Below are 19,467 nucleotides of genomic sequence, written 5' to 3'. Positions count from 1 at the left end.
GTTTATACGAAACCGTAGACACACTTTTTTAGCTAAAAATGAACAGATTGAGTCTTTAAAAGTTAGAACTATTTGTTTTTTAGAAAAAACTCCTTATCTTTGCAACCCGAATTGGTATGTAGAAATAACAATAAAACAATATAGAAAATGAAAAGAACATTTCAACCGTCCAACAGAAAAAGAAAGAACAAGCATGGCTTCCGTTCAAGAATGGCTACTGCTAATGGTCGCAGAGTTTTAGCTTCTCGCCGTGCTAAAGGAAGAGCTAAATTAACTGTATCTGACGAATACAACGGATAATTTATATAGGTATATACGTTTATTCCTATTAAAGAAAGTAAAGGTTTTTATAAAAAGCCTTTACTTTCTTTGTTTTTATACCATAGCTATCATAATGTTATGGCTATATCGTGTTTTTTATATACATTTGCCACGGCTATTCCTTGATGCTTTTAATAGCACTCAGCGGTATCTAAGCAAGATAAAAAATGAAACAGAATATTATTAAAATTTTGAAGAATCCGTTCGTAGCAAACCTGCTGTTGGCCGGTTTGATTACACTGGTTCTTTTAGGAGTTGTAATGGCCTGGTTAAGCAGTTATACCAGACACAACGAGGCGGTTGTCGTTCCTGATGTAAAGGGGCTCAAAATTGAAGAGGCTGCAGCTTTCTTTGAAAGAAGCAACCTGCGTTACAATGTGATTGATTCTGTATTCTCCAGTGAAGTCCCTTCCGGGGCAATCGTAGAGATGGTTCCCGAAGCCGGTTCGAAGGTTAAGGATGGCCGTATCGTGTTTCTTACCATCAATGCTTCCAGCACTCAAACGGCTCCCATCCCTAATGTGAAGGATCTCTCTTTCCGTCAGGCACAGGCATTGTTGCAAGCAACCGGTTTTACATCTGTAGAGATAGAATATGTTCCGGGAGATTATAAAGACCTGGTTATCGGTGTAGAGCACCGGGGCCGTATGTTGAACAGCGGAGAAAAAGTTTCGTTGAAGGCAGCTCTTGTTTTAAAGGTTAGCAGCGGCGAGGCGAATCCATTGGATTCTCTTTCAGATTCGACAGAGGTACAGGAATTGGACAGCGAAGAAGAAAATTGGTTCTGATATGAATAACTCTTGGGAAGAGATAGAAGAGGATCCTTTAAAGGATCTTTTGGCCGACGACGATATTTCTGAAGATGATGAACTGGAGGAGTCTCCAACGCTTTACGAGCACTTCCGTTTTGTTGCAGATAAAGGTCAGTCACTGCTTAGAGTTGATAAGTTTTTGGTGGACCGCATGATGAATGCGACACGTAACCGTATTCAGCTTGCAGCAGAAGCCGGAGCTATTCTGGTAAACGGCACTCCGGTAAAGAGCAATTACAGGGTAAAACCCATGGATGTGGTTACACTCGTGATGACACGCCCCCGGAGGGAGCTCGAAATCATTCCGGAAAACATTCCCCTTAACATTGTATATGAAGATGATGATCTGTTGGTGGTGAACAAGCCTGCGGGCCTTGTTGTGCATCCGGGTCATGGAAATTATACCGGAACATTGGTGAATGCATTGGCATATTATCTCAAAGACGATCCTTCGTACGATCCTTCCGATCCTCGTTTGGGTTTGGTACATCGGATTGATAAAGATACATCCGGATTGCTTGTAGTAGCAAAGAAGCCCGAAACAAAGGCTAATCTGAGTATGCAGTTTTTCCACAAAACAACCAAACGGAATTACAGAGCGTTGGTTTGGGGGATAGTGCAGGAAAACGAAGGCCGGATAGAAGGAAATATAGGCAGAGATCCGAAAGACAGGATGCAGATGACCGTCTTTCCTGATGGAGATCAGGGTAAGACAGCGGTTACTCATTATACCGTGTTGGAAAGGTTGGGATATGTTACTTTGGTGGAATGCCGGCTGGAAACCGGACGTACACATCAGATAAGGGCGCATATGAAGTATATCGGACATATTCTCTTTAATGATGCGCGGTACGGCGGTAACGATATTCTAAAAGGTACTACATTTTCAAAATATAAACAGTTTGTGCAAAATTGTTTCGCAATTTGCCCAAGACAGGCTTTACATGCCAAAACATTGGGTTTTGTTCATCCATCTACCGGTCAGGAAATGTTTTTTGATACAGATATGCCCGACGATATGACGCAATTGATCAATAAATGGCGAACATATGTAAATAACAAAGAGTTGTAAAAAATGAAAAAGAACATTGCAATAGTTGCAGGGGGAGATTCCTCCGAAGTGGTTGTTTCATTAAAGAGTGCAGAAGGTATTTACTCGTTTATTGACAAGGAAAAATTTAACCTGTATGTGGTTATCCTTAAAAAAGGAGATTGGTCTGTAAGGCTGACCGATGGTGGATCGGCTCCGATCAATAAGAATGATTTTAGTTTTGTCGAAAACGGACAAGTGGTGCGTTTCGACTTTGCATATATCACCATACATGGTACTCCGGGAGAAAATGGCTTGTTGCAGGGCTATTTCGACTTGATAGGAATGCCTTATTCCTGCTGTGGTGTGTTGGCTGCCTCCATAACCTTCAACAAATTTGTATGTAACAATTATTTGAAGAGTTTTGGTGTAAATGTTGCTGACTCAGTTCGGTTGTTTAAAGGAGAAGCATGGTCTGATCAGGCTATTGTAGAATATCTGGGCTTACCTGTGTTTGTAAAACCTAACGACGGAGGTTCCAGCTTTGGGGTTACCAAAGTGAAAGAGATTGCCGAACTGAACGGGGCGATCGCCAAAGCGTTCGAAGAAGGAGAGGAAGTATTAATTGAGAGCTATATTTCCGGAACAGAAGTAACTTGTGGTTGTTATAAAGTAAAGGGGAAAGAAGTTGTTTTTCCGCTTACGGAGGTAGTTACATCCAATGAGTTTTTTGACTTTGATGCAAAATATAACGGACAGGTCGAGGAGATTACCCCAGCCCGTATTCCGGCAGAACTGGCAGAACGGATTCAACGTGAAACTTTACGTATATACGATATTCTGGGTGCTAAAGGAATCATTCGTGTGGATTACATCATTGAGGCAAACGGTGAAGCCAAATTACTTGATATCAATACAACGCCGGGTATGACGGCCACCAGTTTTATTCCTCAGCAGGTTCGTTCTGCCGGATTAGACATCAAAGATGTGATGTCTGATATTATCGGAAATGAACTAAATAAGATTTGCCAATAATTTAAAAAAATATGGATAAAGAAACAGTTTCTCCCAATTTTGATGAGATTAGACCTCTCAACAACAATGAGGTGAAAGATGCAATTGAAAAGTTGCTTGCTTCCGACGATTTTGAACGTGCTTTGCGTTACATAATGCCCGATTTGAATTGGACAGAGTTTTCTGCATTGATGCGATCTTTTAAAACGAAAGAAGATTTTAAGTCGGTTATGGCTTATAATGCGGTGATGACAGTTGCAAAAAAAACAACTTTTTCGCTAACGATTTCTGGTAAGAGTCGTTTGCCGAAAGAACCTTGTACTTTTATATCAAATCACAGGGATATTGTTCTGGATGCAGCTTTTCTGAATGTGATGCTTTACGATGTGGGGCACGGTATGACTCAAGTGGCCATCGGCGATAACCTGATGATCCGTCCCTGGATTGAAACGCTGGTTAGGCTTAACAACAGCTTTATAGTTAAAAGAGGAGTGTCTGTACGCCAGATGCTGGAGGTTAGTCAGACTTTATCTGCCTACATGCATCACACAATCAAGGAGACTAAAGAATCTGTCTGGATTGCACAACGTGAAGGCAGATCAAAAGATTCGGACGATCGTACCCAGGGAAGCGTTCTGAAGATGTTGAATATGGGGGGAACAAAAGATTTCCTTACCAATATGATGGAACTTAATATTGTTCCGGTAGCTATTTCTTACGAATATGACCCGTGCGATTTTCTGAAAGCGCAGGAGTTCCAGCAAAAACGCGACAATCCTGATTTTGTTAAGAGTCAGCGTGACGATTTACTGGCCATGGAAACAGGTCTTCTTTACAATAAAGGGCGTGTGCATTTTACACTGGGCTCACCCATAAACAAGGAACTGGCCAAGTTGGATCGGGGAATGGAGAAAAGCGAACTGATTACAGCTGTGGCTTCGGCCATTGATCAGGAGATTTACAGACATTACCGTTTCTATCCGTGTAACTACCTTGCTTACGATATGTTGTACGGAGGCACACGATTCAGTGCTAATTACGGACAGAAGGATAAGAAAGCCTTTGAAGAATACCTTCAGGGACAGCTTGACAAGATTGTAATACCAAACAAGGACGAAGACTTCCTGCGCACCAAAATATTGCAGATGTATTCGAATCCGCTAAAGAATCACCTTACGGTTCAACCCTAAGTAATCGTACTATGATATATAGAGCCTCCTCTGTTCCTTTCTATGGAACAAGGAGGTTTTTTTATTTAATATGTGTTTCTTAACATAGACTGTAGATTATCATTTTGTTACTTATCATACTATCTTTGAGTATTGTAACCTTTTTACTACTAACAGTATGTGTAATATTTAACAGGATATCGTTATGAAAACAGATGCTTACATTCTTCGGGAGGAGAATTATGGAGCTCACAACTACCATCCGCTTCCGGTGGTGTTGGAGCGGGGAGAAGGCGTTTATGTATGGGATGTGGATGGAAACAGATACATTGATTTCCTTGCAGGATACTCGGCGCTCAGTCAGGGTCACTGTCACCCCCGAATTGTTGATGCGTTAGTCGGCCAGGCTCAGAAGCTGGCCCTTGTATCCAGAGCTTTCCATTCGGATGTATTGGGCGAATATATGGAATATGCCTGTCATTTTTTCGGATACGATAAATTATTACCTATGAATACCGGAGCTGAAGCTGTTGAAACGGCTTTGAAGCTTTGCCGGCGTTGGGGATACCGGCGGAAAGGCGTGGCTCCCGACTGTGCCAAGATCATTGTTTGTGGTGATAATTTTCATGGACGTACCATTACCGTGATATCGATGTCGACCGATCCAAGTTCCTATGCCGGATTCGGGCCTTATACTCCGGGATTCATCAAAGTTCCGTATAATGACACCGAGGCTTTGCGTGTTGCTTTACAGGATCCGGATGTCACCGGTTTTTTAGTGGAGCCTATTCAGGGTGAAGCCGGTGTAGTAGTGCCGGACGACGGCTATCTGAAAAGCTGTTACGATCTATGCAAGGCTCATCAGGTGTTATTCATGGCCGATGAGATTCAGACCGGTATCGGGCGGACCGGACGATTGCTTGCTTGTGATTACGAGGATGTACATCCGGATATCCTTATTTTGGGTAAAGCCCTTTCGGGAGGGATGTATCCGGTTTCCGCAGTATTGGCCAATGATGATATTATGCTTACCATAGCTCCGGGAGAACATGGCTCTACTTATGGAGGGAGTCCCATGGCTGCAAGTGTGGCTATCGCATCCTTATCGGTTGTACGCGACGAACAGTTAACACGAAACGCTTTTGAGATGGGTGAATTATTTCGGAACGAGATTGCAAAAATTAATAATCCCATGTTGCTTAAAGTCCGCGGTAAAGGGCTGCTCAATGCTGTGGTGACAAGACCGATGGAGCATAAAACGGCATGGGATATTTGCCTCGCATTGAAAGAGAACGGTCTGTTGGCCAAGCCAACTCACGGAGATATCATTCGTTTTACCCCTCCGTTGATTATAACGAAGGAACAAATGATGGACTCCATTGCCATTATCCGGAAAACGCTGGATGCTTTTGGAAAATAATGGCTGATTGAATAAATTAAAAACAAAACCACATGAAAATAAATGTTATCGGTGTACCCCTGAATCTGGGCTGCGATCGGAAGGGAGTGGAAAAGGCTCCTAATTATTTAAGGGAAAGGGGACTGATGAGCCTGATCCGAAGTCACGGACACAAAGCCTTCGACCTGGGAAATTTATATGTTCCTCCTGTTACGGAAGAGGAAAAATACCTGAAGGGTTCGCGGTTGAAGTACCTGGATGTGATTGTAGAAGTTAATAACAACCTGGCTGAACTTGTATATGATACATTGCGCGGCGGAGCTTTTCCCCTTGTAATAGGCGGTGACCATTCTCTGGGACTGGGTAGTGCATCGGGAGTTGGTAAGTGCTACGATGATTTTGGTATCATCTGGCTGGATGCCCATGGAGATATCAATACGGGAGAGACTTCTCCCAGCGGAAATATTCATGGCATGCCTCTAAGTGCACTGATGGGATTGGGAAGCGAAGAGTTGGTGAATGTCTATTCGCCCGGCAATAAAGTGCTTCCCCAGAATGTATTTTTGGTTGGAACACGCAGTCTGGATGAGGGAGAATGCGCACTGATCGAAGAGCAGCACCTCAGCGTATATACCATGGATACCATCCGTGATAAAGGAATCGCCTTTGTTGCCGAAGACATCAAGAATAAGTTACGCGAACGGAAAATAAGGAATGTCCATTTCAGCATTGATGTGGACAGCATTGATCCATCGTATGCTCCCGGAACAGGGACTCGGGTGCCGGAAGGATTGATCCCTTCCGAATTTGAAGAGTTTGTAAGTCACATATTGTCGACAAACCTTATCAAGTCGCTGGATCTGGTAGAACTTAATCCCGAATTGGATAGCGATGATAAGACAACCAATCTTTGCTTGTCTGTAATCGATTACATTACCTCCCGCTTATAGAACCCTGTTAAATAAATCTGAAATCCGGCTATATCGGCTGTCTGTTGTTAGAATGGATAGCCGATGGCCAGATGCAGTCCCAGCCCATCTTTAAATCTGGGAATATTATAATATCCTTTCTTTCCAGTCTCGTAAGGAGTATGTAAGGCGATACCCAGGTCGAGTCGCAGCACAAGGAATTCCAGGTCGTACCGGATACCTGCACCGGTTCCCAATGCAATGTCGTTTAAAAAGTTTGCCGAGTTTATTAATCCCCCGGGGCGTGCTTCGTCGCTCCGAAGCAGCCAGATATTCCCTGCATCCAGAAAAACAGCACCATGCAGGTTTTCGATCATGCGGAAACGGTATTCGATGTTTGCTTCCAGTTTAACATCGCCCGTCTGATCGATGTAGGAATAGGGATTGTCTATATTGGGACGGAAACGTCCGGGACCGATACTCCTAACCGTAAATGCTCTGATGCTGTTTGCCCCACCGATGTAGAATTGTTCGCTGTAGGGGGCGATTGTGGCATTGCCGTAGCTGTAGATGAAACCGCCCATCAACCGCATGGCAAGCCGCTGATTCCGGTCTATTTCATGAGTCACTCTTATTTCGCTGGTAAGTTTGATAAACTGGGCATACGGATTACCCAGGATCGTTTTCCCTTTCGTAAAGCTCTTCCCCGCCAGGGCGTTTATTCCCGAAAGGATATTCCCTGCGGAGGTGATACTGCTTTCCCACCACAATTGGTTTTTCCCCTCTTTAATCATTGCATTGTCGTAGGTGTAGGTATAGCTCATAGCCGGAATGAATTGATTCTTCAAACTAAGGTATAAGGCCGGATTGGCAGCGGTGATGGAATCGAACTCATGCGTGGTGCTCTGCAACAGATTATAGGTTAGTCTGAAGGGAACCAACGTATGTTTGCTGGATGCCGTTGGCTGAAAACTATAGGACGCACTTCCTCCAAAGGCCAGTAATTTAAAGAAGCGCGACCGGTTGAGCTGGTCGGCATACAATTTGAACGTAGTATTGGCCGGATAGTCGTATATCTTATGTTGGAAGCCGGGGAAAATGATCCGGGGAAAGGTAAGAGTACCCGAGAGTCCCAGTTCATAGCTGTTGATGGAGTTGCTGGCTCCGTTTACCCGGTTGCCGGTCTGCCATTCGTAAGACCCGCGAAGCGTTATGCCCAGCACTTCGCCTCCTTTGAAAAGATTCCGGCGGGTAAGGCTGACTACGGCACCCGGACCTGCCTGATTATTACTTTTAGAGGTAACATTCAGTTCAAGTTCTCCGTCCAGCGGAAGTTCATACATGGCATTTATACGCAGGTTCAGCGTATCGCAGGCTAATGAAGTATCCTTGGGCGTATATTGCATATCGGTATATCGGAAAATGGATAGTCTGTTTAAAGCCGACTGAGTTTTCTCCTGTACGGACTGTTTATAAAGATCTCCTTTTCTAAAGAAGAGCCGGTTGTAAAGTATACGCGGACGAACCCGCAGTTTGCCTTCGTAATAGATCATCAGATCTTTGTACAGGATGGAATCGGTGGGAGTCTCCCCATCGTATCCGTTCAAACTGTAGGAAATATTGCCCACATGCCAGGGGCGTACAGCGGTGGCAGGCAGACCCGGCTTACTGATAACCTTTAATCCTACCCTGCCCGGATAATTTAAGGTGTCTGCCTGATAGGCTATAAAATCGGGACGGAAATAGTAGTACCCCTTGTTTCTCATGATCGATGCCAGCCGCTGTCTCTCTTCTTCCAGCTTGATCACACTGAAATTGTCGTTAGGACGGATAGCCCTTTCTGCTAAAGTCTGCCGGACGATCGAATCGGCTTTGGGTGAGATAGAGGTATAGATTACGGTATCTATCTTATAGGGCTGCCGCATGTCTATCTGATAACTCACTTTAGCTTTCAGGGAGTCTTTTTTGTCGGGCAAAACAGAATAGGAGGCGGTGCCGTTGAAATACCCGTATTCACGCAACAAGTTTTGCACTACCTTGGTGCGTACATCCGGACTTACAGTAGAGATAAGAACCGGTTTTGCGGCCAGTTTATTAAATATCCATTTGCTGAATTTGCTTTTCTTATTTACAAATCCGTTGTAAATCCACAATCCAAAGGGAAACGGAGTACGTATAGACGAGCTTCCAAAGATGGCATTGTTGGGAGGATAAGCCAATGCGGCTTCAATCTCTTCGAGCGCAGCCTGTCCGGCCTTGGTGGAGTCTTCGTTCTGAATAGCTATCTTTCGGATTCCGGTGTACAGAACTTCACCATCCGGAAGATTCCGGGTGGTGGAGCAAGCGGATAACAGAATTACAACCATAAGCAGGCTTGCCCAACGAAACAGAGATGTATTATTGATTTGATTCATCATTCGCATTGTTTTCATTTACAGGGGTTATCTTTTTGGGTTTCCTAAAAATAAAGAACTCACCTATATGTTTCATTTTTCTTCTCAACACAATACCGGCTCCGGTTTCGGTAATCTCTCCTTCCAGAATACTTTCGTAGTTCTTGTTGTGGAACAATTTCACATACCGGGTTCCGCTATTATCCAAACGATATTCAAATGAGATATTGTCGATAAAAGTCTGATTCTGTTCCGGTACATTTCCGGTTGAAATTCGTCCCCCCAGCACCACCCGGATACGGTCGTTATAGAATCGTTTGGCAAAGCGGAAAGAATAATCGGTCCGCTTTTCGCCGGTTTCTTCCTCACTGCTTTCAACTCCCAGAGATATATCTACCGTTTTAAGTGCCGAACCAGCCAGGTTTGTAATTTCCTTTTGCAGGAAACTGTTTAAGGCAGCCCCCATATTCATGTTTACTTTTCCGGTCCCGCTGCCGCTCCCCAGGTACATCCCTGTAACAAGCATGCTTACCGCCTGCTTGCTGCGTTCCTCTTCACCCATTGCACTCAGCTGATTCTGAATGGTCAGATCTTCCGGAGCATTCAACGTAAATTCGAGTTGCATGTCGCTCATACGTTGTTTCAGCGAGATTCCCACATCGAAATTTACCTGTCGGGGAGTCTGTTCATTCAGTGTTACTGCCGTACGCACCCTTTCGGTAGCTTGTAAGTTAAGAACCGGATTCATCGGATCGCCATTCCATTCCACATAACTGTCCTCCTTGATGGTAAACTTCTTTTTGGGAATTACCGGCAACGTATAGAGGATACTTCCTCCGGACAGGGTATATCTCCCATTTAAAAACATATCCCCCTGAGGCGTATATTGAAAATAAAGATCACCACCTCCTTCCAGCTCAATCCTGCTTTCCTGATCCGCACTCAGGTCGGCCTGCAACCGTACGGCCGGATCAATATGTATGGTAAGGAGCATATCCATTCCTCCCAGTTGTAACGGAGGAATCTCCTCCATGCGATCCGTATACAAAGTATCGGTGAAGGAGGTGAATGTAACCAGATCCGACAGGCGGTCCTGAACCGTGAGGGGTGAATCCATAAGCACGTAAGTAAGGTCCGTATTACCCAATAGCTGAAGATTCCCGCGCATGGTAATTGCATCCAATGGTCCCCGTAAAGTAGAGTTGAGGTTTACAAACAATTTGCCATAGACCAGGCTCTCCTTGTTCCGTTTAACATCTACCAATTGCAGGTTATCTGCATTTAATTTCAGGTTAGCCAGTACCCGGGCCGGGTCGGAGAAGTTGATATCCCCGTTAATAACAAATGGATTTTTTCCGTATGCGTACAGGTTGTAATTGTTGAACAGAAGCTTGTTGTTCCCAATTTCCAGTTTCTTATTGTCGAAACGGTAAGTCGATCCTGCTGCTACTACGAATACAGAAGCTGAATCCATCTGCAGGAATCCGGCCGCTTTGGGATCGGAGGCACGTCCTTTAATGTCCAGGTTTCCCTGCAGAAAACCCTGCATGCGGGCCATTCCGTCGGGAATAAACGGATTGGCCATTTCAAGGGGGAAGTCCGTTATATTGATGGCCCCCGAAACGCTGTCGCGGACCCCCGCCTGATAAAATGCGGTGGCGGAGGAGATCTCTTTCCGGTCTCGCAGGAAGTGGATATCCACCTGATGGCTGTTTTCTGACATAGGAAGGTACACAGCTGATAACTGCATTTCGCCTACCCGTTTATTTTCATAAAACAGCTCGTCTATCCCGGCATCGGCAATCAGCATAAAGGTATTATCCGATGGAGCATATTGGATATCTGCACTAACGATTCCTCCCATTGAAGGGGCGTTTGGTATATTAGCCGAAAGCAGACTCAGGTCAAGCTGACTTATTTCTGCGTGCATTTCTTGCAGAGCTCCGCTATCAGGCACCGAGTGCAACCATATGGATGCATTCTGTTCGCCGGTCAGCCGCAGATTGGCCGACATGTTCTTAAGATCCTTATAACGGAGGTAATTATCCTCATTCAGGGTGAATCTGCGAAAGGCTATAATAGGGTTGTCCGGATAAAGCCTGGCAGAAATAAATCCTTCTTTTTCCAGTCGGGCTTCAGTGCCCAGGTGAAGGCCTACCTTGCCGTCGCCATCGGTTACATGAACCAAAGCGTTTACCTCATTTTTCCGGATATGGCCATCCAGAATGCCGTTATAAGCCTTTCTCCAACGGGTCCGGTTCAGTTTTACCTCCCCTTTCAACTTTAATCCGGATGTATCTTCAAACGACTCGATCCGGAGGGTATCCACCATTAATGTGTCTTGTTGGAATTTATGCATGGCCATGTTGACCGACAAGCCCTGAGCGGGAGATGTTGCTGCAGAAAATGAAGCCTCGTTGAATTTTATTTTCTGCAAGGCAAGCAGATCCTGAATTGGATTCTGTTTGCCAATGAATCCCTGTATGTTTACATTGGGTAACAGCGGACGTAAAACAGTAAGATCGAGCTCTTGCTGTTCGTATTGATTCATAAGTCTGTCTGTAATCAGAGAAAGGGAAGCCGACAGCTTTGTGGCACCCTGATCGCTGTTTAACTTCATGAACGCATCTCCGGCAGTTATCTCAAAATAGGTGCTGTCGCGGGTGGTTCCTGCCTCGAACCGGGTATCCTGGGGGTAGTAAGTTTTTTCTTCGCCCGATAGCTCCCATTGAGTGAGCCTGCCTGTCAGATGGAGAATCTCATTAAGGTTACTGCTTGCATTTGCTTCGAAGCGAAAAGCGGTGCTTAACGGAACGTCTACCAGATGCAGGCGGTACAGGTTTAGATGCTCTACTTGTGCATCCAGATTCATTTCTGCTTTCTTTCTTTGTAGAATCCCGGAGACAGATGCCTTTAATAACGCTAAAGGATAGCCGCTTTCCAGCTGCAATTCATAGGCATGGTTCTTTAAACGTCCATTTAACTGAATTTCCGAAACAGAGTTTCTCCCATATTTAATATCTGAAATGGTTGCCTGCAGAAGAGAGCTGGTGCGGGCAGAATATAAATCAAAACCTTTCCCTTTTATTGCGGCCGAAGCTGTAAGCCAGTAAAGGGAATCTTTAGGCATGAAATGGTTGGGTTGCAGACTATCGATTGAGACGGATATCTGGTAGTCTTCCGACTGGCTCTGATAGGATCCATCCAGTTTAACAAGGGCTTTATCCTCCTTAAAGGTAAGATTCGTTTTATAAGCATCCTTTTTGAAAGATACTTCGCCTTTGAGTTCCATCCCATACGGAAGCTCCAGCATGTCTCGTTGTTTTTTATCCAACATGCCGAGTATAAACTCCAGGTTGTAGGACCGGGCATCGATGCGGAAGCTGCCTTGCCGCTGCAGACTGTCGGCAATCTGAATCAGCGTTCCGGTTGCATCCATTTTAAAAGCACCCGCAAGCTCGGCTTTAAAACCACGCAACTCCAACTTATCTAAATTCCCTTCGATACCGGCTGTTACCGAAACCGGACGGTTCGGGTAATAGGTCTTGAAATCTTTGGGCAGGTCGCCGGCTGCGAGCATCAGATCTCCTTTGCCGATGGATGCAATCAGCAGACTTCGGATGGACCCTTCGGCCTTTTCATCCAGCGAACTCCAGGGTGCACTTACCAGAAGCTGCATTTCAGAGTAGGGAGTCTTAAGTTGAAGATTCGGTATTTCCAGTTGCTTCCCGTCGCTCAGAATACTTGCTTCCAGGGAGGAGAGCTTCAACCCGGATTGTTCGGAAAATGAAAACCGGCGGATATTGATGCCGAATACCTTGTCTTCAAAAGAAAGAGAATCTGCTTCAAACTCCAGGCTGTCAATTGCGATATGGTTGGGATCCAGTCCCGGTTTTCTTCCTAACGTATCATTGTCCAACGAGAAAGTCCCCTCCGTAAGTTGAATCTTGCGGGCCGAATAACCTGATCGTCCCAGATCGATCCATCCTTTTGAAAGCAACGCATGGTTCATTCCTCCGCGCATACGGACGGTATCACCCGGAAGTCGAATATCCAGGTTTACTTTATTCAGCACAACCTCGTCAAGCGCAATTTTCCAGTTAAGCGGAGCAGAGGTGGAATCCTTCTCTTCCGCAACTGAATCCATCCGGATAGAAAGCTGCGTATCTGATAATTCCATCGAGTTGAGGGTTGCCATCTCCTTAGTCAGATCGATATGATCTGCCTTGGCATGGAAACGGCCTAATTGTCCGTCAATCTGCAACCCTTCGATAAAGTCGCCCGAGTGAATCTGACCTCCTTTCAAATCAACAGCATCCACTACAACCTTGCTTTTCAGCAAAGGGAGCAATTTAACCCGGACCTCGAGGGACTGTAGTTTAAGCAGGGTGTCTGCCGGAGTGCGCAAGGCCAAAACATCCTGAATGGTAAGGTTGAGGGGAAACGACAGGCGTACCTTCGCAATCCGGATATCAATACCCGTCGAGGTTGAAGCATAGGCTACAATCTTATTCCGGGCAAAGTCCTGAACGGGAGGGAAGTACAAGAGTACAGACAATAACAGGATGAGTGCCAGTGGCACCAAGAAAGCAATACCTATCCATTTCATCCATCTCTTCATACGCTGGTACTCCTATTGATCAGAAACAAAGTTATTAAAAAATAGGAAATATCATACCCTTATTTCCCGGTTTTAATAACAATGGCTCCGTTGGCACCCATCGCTCCATATTGCGTGGCGTCTTTCAATACGGTAATCTCTTCAATATCCTGAATCGGAATGGTACGCATAATTCCGGAATCTTGCATCGGGATACCGTTTACCACAATCAGTGCATTGGACGAGCTGTTAAAAGAAGCACCACCGCGTATGCGAACCGCTCCGCTATTCTGAACCATTACACCGGATAATCTTCTGAGCAGACAGTAGATATCCTGACAACGGGTTTTAAGTATCTCTTCCTTGTTTAATGTGGAAGAACTGATCATCTTCTTACTTTCCCGCTCCAATACTTTTTTTAAATTCTCGTCCGGTTCATAGCGATGGTCAACTTCGAAAGATCCCTCCTTAAGCTGGATGGTAAGAAAAGTATAACCCGATACCGGAACTTTCACCGTTTTGCCGGTCTTGTTCATCTCCACGTATAAGGTATCCTGCAGATTGGCATCGGCAAATACAAATACCCCGTTTTTATCAGTCTTCACAGTCGTGCCGGGAGAACTTCCTAAACGTACTTCGTAGCGTTTGATGGCTTTTTCTTTGGAATCTCTTAATACCCCGGTAAGCGTATCACTCTGGGCAATCAGAAAATGAGAGGAAAGAATTGAAAAGATTGAGATTAATAAGGTTGTTTTCATATGAATAAGATTTTAAAATGGATAGGGCAGAAAATATAGCATGTTTAATGGTTCGCCAATGGCGCAGATCGTTGCAAATAGGTTTGTTTCATGTTGTTATAGTATTTAAACAGTTGTCTTACAAATATATATAATTATTGATTAATGCGTAAGGTTTATAAGATAATTTTATAAAAAAGTTTGTGTATCTCTCTTTTTCTCTATCTTTGCAGTCGAATGATGGTGTAACGAAGCATGTTCATGTTTCGTTAGTAAAAGGGAATCCGGTGCAATACCGGAGCTGTACCCGCAGCTGTAAGCTCAAGAAAACCTCGGTCTACCATTGCCACTGTCCGCCTGCGGACGGGAAGGCTACCGAACTAAGGGAGCAAGCCAGAAAACCTGCCGCAATTCTTAATACCGATGCTTCGGGTGAAGGTGTCGTAAACGAAATTTTTATGCTGAATAAACAAGTGAAAGTATCTTTTTGGGCGGGACTGTTTTGTCTTGTGTCCAACAACGGATTGATTGCCCAGCAAGACTCCCTGGTACTACGCCACCGTAATCTGAACGAGGTTGAGGTGGTAGAGAAGGTGCGTCCCGCCGTAACGCGGGAAGGCACGCCGGTGCAGATGCTGAATAAAAGCGACATGCTTCGTCTGGGAGTGCAGGAATTATCGGAAGCTGTAAAACGTTTTTCGGGAGTAACGATCAAAGACTATGGAGGTGTTGGAGGGTTGAAGACCGTTTCCGTTCGTAGTCTGGGTGCCCAGCATACCGCGATAAGCTACGACGGTATTACCATTAGTGACGCACAAAGCGGACAGGTGGATATCAGCCGCTTTTCGTTGGATAACGTAGAGCAGGTTCTGCTTTCAATCGGACAGGCAGACGATATCTTCCAAACGGCCCGGATATATGCTTCAGCAGGAGCTTTGCAGATTGAAACATCGCACCCTCTGTTTGACGATAAGAAGTATACGATTGAAGGACAGCTTAAAGCGGGCTCTTTCGGATATTTCAATCCCTCATTCAGATACGGACAAAAGGTGGGATCCAAAGTTGCTGTTACCATGCATGGCGATTGGCTTACGGCCGATGGCGACTATCCCTTTACATTGGTTAACGGGACCCTGCGGGAAGAGCAAAAGAGACTGAACAGCGACATCAATTCATGGAGAGGAGAGGCCAACATATATGCAGATCTGCAGCATGCAGGCCGGTTACAGGTGAAGGCTTACTACTTTGATTCGGAACGAGGTCTTCCGGGATCGGTCAGCCTGTATAATCCCCAGGCACGCGAACGTTTATGGGACCGGAACTTCTTTACGCAGACAAGGTACGAGAATAAAATAGGAGCGTATGTGTCGGTTAAAGGGTTGTTGAAGTTCAATCATGCATACAACCGGTACCTCGACATAAACAATAAATATGCCGGAGGGAGACAAGACGACCGCTATACGCAGAAAGAATATTATGCATCAGGAGCATTGAAATATGTGCCTGCAGATGTTCTCAGCTTTTCTTTTGCCTCCGACTTCTTTGTTAATACCCTGGATGCAACCATTCCCGAAAGTCCCTACCCAACACGGTATACATCCCTTTCGGTGCTGGCAGCCCAATACCAGAATGCACGTATTACGCTTACCGGAAGTTTGCTGGGAACCTATATTACGGAGAGGGTGAAGACCGGCGACCGACCGGCAGACCGTAAACGGATCTCTCCGGCGCTAAGTGGATCGTGGCGGATATGGGAAGAGAAGAATGTCCGTGTGCGAGCCTCCTTTAAAGATATTTTCAGGGTACCTACCTTTAATGATCTTTACTACCTGCGTGTAGGGAATACCGGATTAAGACCGGAACGTGCTACGCAGTACAATGTGGGTCTTACCTGGAGTGGAAAGCCTTTCAGCGCCCTGGATTACCTCCGGTTTTCGGCCGATGGGTATTATAACCGGGTTAGTGATAAAATTGTGGTGATACCTTCTTTGTCTTTTGCCAGAATGATGAATTTCGGGGAGGTATCCATTAAAGGGTTGGATTTGAATATGGAGGCAGGCATGCCGGTTTCCAATAAACTTTCTTTCCAGCTTGCCGGAACCTATACCTGGCAGAAGGCGGTTGATATAACTGATCCGGCCAAGAAGAATTATAAACATCAGATTCCTTACACTCCGGAACATTCGGGTACAGCCTCTCTTACTGCCGAAACTCCCTGGATTAATGTAGGCTATATGCTTACAGCTGTGGGAAATCGTTACGCTCTTCCTCAGAATATCCGCGAAAACCGTATCGACGGCTATATTGAACAGGGCATTTCTGCCAACCGTACCTTCAAACTGGGTAAGGCATCCCTGCGTTTACAAGGCGAAATTATTAACCTGGGTGATATCAATTACGAGGTTATTAAATATTATCCCATGCCCGGACGATCTTTCCGGGTTTCACTTAAAATAAACTATTAATCGTATTAAAAACGTATAGAAATGAAGAAGATTGATTTATTGTTAGGATGGTTGTTTAGTGCTGCTTTCCTTTTTACACTGACCTCTTGCGAAAGTGACGACCAACCCGTTGTGGTTGAAGTTCCCGAACAGACAGAGGGTGTGTTTGTCCTGAATAGAGGACCTCAAGGAAGCAATAGTTCTGCCTTGACTTACTTTGATTCTGAGAGTAAAACCGTAGTGTCGGATGTGTTTGCGAGTCTAAACGGACGGAAGCTGGGTGATTCGGCCGAGCAATTGCTGGTGTACGGAGGTAAGATGTATGCAACGGTTTACGGCTCTTATCAGATTGAGGTGATGGATAAGAAAGGAAAGTCGTTGAAGACGATTACATCCAAAAATACAGATAATTCTTTTCACCAGCCGCGATGCATGGCTTCGGGTAATGGAAAAGTATATGTTACCTTTTTTGATGGCTACGTGGGGATTGTAGATACCACGAGCCTGGAGGTGACAAAAATAGCACCGGTGGGTTTAAATCCGGAACAGCTTACCCTGGCTAACAATAAGATTTACGTGGCGGTATCGGAAGGAATGAATTACCCCAATACCGGAACCAAAGTGGCCGTACTTGACGCCACAACATTAGCAGAGGTAACCAAGATCGACGTGCTTAAGAATCCGACGGAGATTCTATCGGATAGTCAGGGAGATGTGTATGTAATTTCATTGGGCGATTATGGCTATACAGTAAATAATACGTTACAGCGTATCGATAAACAGACCCAGAAGTCTACAGTCTTGATGGAGGCTACCACCATGACAATGAGGAATGATACGCTTTATGCTATTTATTCTCTTTGGGGAAAACCTGTGACCGATTATATCATGTATGATTGCAAGAATGAGTCTGTGGTAACAACAAATTTCCTGAAAGATGCTATTATCTATCCTGAAAAAGCAAGTCCGGCTTGTCTGGATGTAGATCCGGTAACAGGAAATATCTATATCGGAGTTACCGACTATAAAACAAATTCGGATATTTATATTTTTTCTCCGGAGGGAAAACAGCTGAATAAATTTGAAGCAGGATCAGATCCCCGGGTTGTTGCTTTTATTTCAAATAAATAGGTAAATTGGCGTCTTGAAAAAGATCCGTCCAAGTATGATGCATATGAAACAACATGTAGTTTATATCCTTTTGCTCCTTTCCATTTTTACTTCCTGTTCATCGGGAAGTAAGAAGGGAGGGGTTGCAGCGTCCTATTCGGACACCATTCGCTACGCTGAAGGTTTTACGGTTAAACATTATCCGTCTTACCGGGAAGTGGAGGTGCGCGATCCGTGGGATTCAAGCAAGATACTCCAACGGTATATCCTGGTAGACCGGACCAAGGATATTCCGTCTGATCTTCCGCAGGGAGTGGTGGTTCGTGTACCCGTGAATCGGTTGGCTGTTTACAGTTCTGTACATTGCTCTATGCTGGAACAGCTGCAGGTTGCCAACGAAGTGGTGGGTGTCTGCGAGCCTCGTTACATAGACAGTCCGATTATTCAAAAAGGGATTCAGGCAGGAACGGTAGCCGATTTAGGCGAAGCTACCTCCCCCAATGTGGAGAAGATGATCGACATCAATGTAGAGGCGATTCTGGTTTCTCCGTTTGAAAACGCAGGGTATGGTCCGGCCGAGAAGCTGGGACTCCCAATCATTGAATGTGCCGATTACATGGAGGCCACCCCTTTGGGCCGGGCGGAATGGATTCGTTTCGTTGCTTTATTCTTTGAAAAAGAGGAGGCTGCCCAACGGATCTTCAATGATACCGAAAAGGCTTATCTGGATATAAAGCAGCTGGCGGCAGGGGTGACTTCAAGACCTACCGTGTTGTCTGAAAAGAAATTTGGAGCATCCTGGTTTGTTCCCTGCGGAGACAGTTATATGGCTACCTTGTATGCCGATGCCGGCGCCGATTATATGTTTGCCGATTTGCCCGGTTCCGGCAGCAAACCATTGTCGTTCGAAACCGTACTGGATAAGGCAATGCATGCCGATTACTGGCTGATTAAATTCAATCTGGCCGATGATATGAATTATCAGGCACTTCAGACGGAATACAAACCGTATGCCTCCTTTGAAGCATTCAAGAATAAAAAGATCTATTACACCAATACAGGAAAGGTTCCCTACTACGAGGAGGTGCCGATGCATCCCGATTATCTGTTAAAAGATTTGGTTTGGATATTTCATCCTGAATTATTGCCAGGGTACAAGCCAAGGTATTTCAGCCGGATGATGGATTAATTTAGACCGTTCCCCTTTTGCTTAAGCAGAACAATCGTATAGTATAACCGGTTTCTAAACGAACAGCTAATCGTTGGACCATGGTCGAACGATATCTCAACCATGGTCCAACGATATGTTGACCTAGGTCCAACGAAAAAACAACCATGGTCCAACGAATAGATCTATACCGGCAATTTTGTTAAGTTCCTATAGTAAAGCAATAAAATAAGGGAGACAAACCGTTCGTATCGGTATTGTCTCCCTTTTTAATTGGATGAAAGTCCGGCTTATTAATATTCCTGCCAGCTCTTTATCTTGATATCTTCCATCTTCATACTGGTAAATGCTTTTATAAAGGC

Annotated in this window: 13 protein-coding genes and 1 riboswitch; of the genes, 10 read left to right on the top strand and 3 right to left on the bottom strand. The window is 44.9% G+C overall.

The features are described from left to right. The first annotated feature begins 147 nt into the window (after window positions 1-147). The 7 genes from rpmH to rocF all read left to right on the top strand — a co-directional run bounded on the left by rpmH (window position 148) and on the right by rocF (window position 6,695). The gene (gene rpmH, locus AB7E53_RS09490; protein WP_005633099.1) at window positions 148-300 is read left to right on the top strand and encodes a 50S ribosomal protein L34; all 153 of its coding nucleotides are present in this window, start codon (window positions 148-150) and stop codon (window positions 298-300) included. Window positions 301-488: 188 nt separating this feature from the next. Then, a complete protein-coding gene (locus tag AB7E53_RS09485; RefSeq protein ID WP_179399795.1) occupies window positions 489-1,109 on the top strand; it encodes a PASTA domain-containing protein in 621 nt (206 codons plus the stop codon). A gap of 1 nt (window position 1,110) precedes the next feature. Continuing rightward, window positions 1,111-2,205, top strand: a complete 1,095-nt coding sequence (locus tag AB7E53_RS09480; RefSeq protein ID WP_079684202.1) for an RluA family pseudouridine synthase — start codon at window positions 1,111-1,113, stop codon at window positions 2,203-2,205. A gap of 3 nt (window positions 2,206-2,208) precedes the next feature. After that, entirely contained in the window at window positions 2,209-3,198 is a 990-nt protein-coding gene (locus tag AB7E53_RS09475; RefSeq protein ID WP_446775357.1) for a D-alanine--D-alanine ligase, read from the top strand. Window positions 3,199-3,209: 11 nt separating this feature from the next. Beyond that, window positions 3,210-4,367, top strand: a complete 1,158-nt coding sequence (locus tag AB7E53_RS09470) for a 1-acyl-sn-glycerol-3-phosphate acyltransferase (protein WP_179399793.1) — start codon at window positions 3,210-3,212, stop codon at window positions 4,365-4,367. Window positions 4,368-4,551: 184 nt separating this feature from the next. Then, the gene (gene rocD / locus AB7E53_RS09465) at window positions 4,552-5,766 is read left to right on the top strand and encodes an ornithine--oxo-acid transaminase (protein WP_179399792.1); all 1,215 of its coding nucleotides are present in this window, start codon (window positions 4,552-4,554) and stop codon (window positions 5,764-5,766) included. Between the two features lie 32 nt (window positions 5,767-5,798). Next, a complete protein-coding gene (rocF, locus tag AB7E53_RS09460) occupies window positions 5,799-6,695 on the top strand; it encodes an arginase (protein ID WP_079684198.1) in 897 nt (298 codons plus the stop codon). A gap of 47 nt (window positions 6,696-6,742) precedes the next feature. Here rocF and tamL read toward each other — a convergent pair whose 3' ends face one another. The 3 genes from tamL to AB7E53_RS09445 are packed head-to-tail and all read right to left on the bottom strand — an operon-like array spanning window position 6,743 to window position 14,404. Then, on the bottom strand, window positions 6,743-9,067 hold the full coding sequence (gene tamL, locus AB7E53_RS09455) for a translocation and assembly module lipoprotein TamL (protein ID WP_446775360.1): 2,325 nt from the start codon (window positions 9,065-9,067) through the stop codon (window positions 6,743-6,745). Beyond that, on the bottom strand, window positions 9,051-13,667 hold the full coding sequence (locus AB7E53_RS09450; protein WP_446775355.1) for a translocation/assembly module TamB domain-containing protein: 4,617 nt from the start codon (window positions 13,665-13,667) through the stop codon (window positions 9,051-9,053). Before AB7E53_RS09450 ends, tamL begins: the two co-directional genes overlap by 17 nt. Window positions 13,668-13,726: 59 nt before the next feature. Continuing rightward, the gene (locus AB7E53_RS09445; RefSeq protein WP_079684196.1) at window positions 13,727-14,404 is read right to left on the bottom strand and encodes a TonB-dependent receptor plug domain-containing protein; all 678 of its coding nucleotides are present in this window, start codon (window positions 14,402-14,404) and stop codon (window positions 13,727-13,729) included. Window positions 14,405-14,607: 203 nt separating this feature from the next. Next, window positions 14,608-14,807, top strand: a riboswitch (cobalamin riboswitch). 34 nt (window positions 14,808-14,841) lie between these two features. On the opposite strand from AB7E53_RS09445, the gene AB7E53_RS09440 reads away from it, so the two are divergent. From AB7E53_RS09440 to AB7E53_RS09430, 3 genes are read left to right on the top strand one after another with little or no spacing between them, the layout of a single operon-like run. Further along, complete coding sequence (locus AB7E53_RS09440) at window positions 14,842-16,848, top strand: TonB-dependent receptor plug domain-containing protein (RefSeq protein WP_446775353.1); 2,007 nt, start codon at window positions 14,842-14,844, stop codon at window positions 16,846-16,848. 21 nt (window positions 16,849-16,869) lie between these two features. Further along, window positions 16,870-17,958: a YncE family protein gene (locus AB7E53_RS09435; RefSeq protein ID WP_446775351.1), complete on the top strand. Its 1,089-nt coding sequence runs from the start codon at window positions 16,870-16,872 to the stop codon at window positions 17,956-17,958. Window positions 17,959-18,001: 43 nt separating this feature from the next. Continuing rightward, on the top strand, window positions 18,002-19,126 hold the full coding sequence (locus tag AB7E53_RS09430; protein WP_446775349.1) for an ABC transporter substrate-binding protein: 1,125 nt from the start codon (window positions 18,002-18,004) through the stop codon (window positions 19,124-19,126). Window positions 19,127-19,467: the final 341 nt, after the last annotated feature.

This window comes from Macellibacteroides sp. (assembly GCF_050251695.1).
In the GTDB taxonomy this organism is placed as follows: domain Bacteria; phylum Bacteroidota; class Bacteroidia; order Bacteroidales; family Tannerellaceae; genus Macellibacteroides; species Macellibacteroides fermentans.
This window is presented reverse-complemented; position numbering and strand designations above follow the sequence as displayed.